The organism is Cupriavidus sp. SIMBA_020 (assembly GCF_046535395.1).
Taxonomy (GTDB): domain Bacteria; phylum Pseudomonadota; class Gammaproteobacteria; order Burkholderiales; family Burkholderiaceae; genus Cupriavidus; species Cupriavidus campinensis.
The window spans coordinates 1-336 of sequence record NZ_JAWRWU010000217.1 but is presented as its reverse complement, the minus strand read 5'-3'; the positions used below and the strand labels follow the sequence as shown (position 1 = coordinate 336).

At 63.1% G+C, this 336-nt stretch carries 1 pseudogene; it reads left to right on the top strand.

Going from position 1 to position 336, the window contains the following annotated elements:
• Nucleotides 1-19: 19 nt before the first annotated feature.
• Nucleotides 20-336 (top strand): annotated as a pseudogene (locus SB751_RS28900) (glycine cleavage system protein T); the annotation flags it as partial.

Sequence of the window (336 nt, the reverse complement as noted above, 5' to 3'; positions counted from 1 at the left end):
CGCCTTGCCTGAGGCCTCGATGACTGCACTGAATCACACCCCGCTCAACGCCGCGCATCGCGCGCTCAATGCCCGCATGGTCGACTTCGGCGGCTGGGACATGCCCGTCAACTACGGCTCGCAGATCGAAGAACACGAAGCCGTGCGCACCGACGCCGGCATGTTCGACGTGTCGCACATGTGCGTCGTCGATTTCACCGGCAGCCGCGTGCGCGCGTTCTTCGAGCATGCGCTCGCGAACAACGTCGGCAAGCTCAAGACGCCCGGCAAGGCGCTCTACTCGTGCCTGCTCAATCCGCAAGGCGGCGTCATCGACGATCTGATCGTCTATTACTT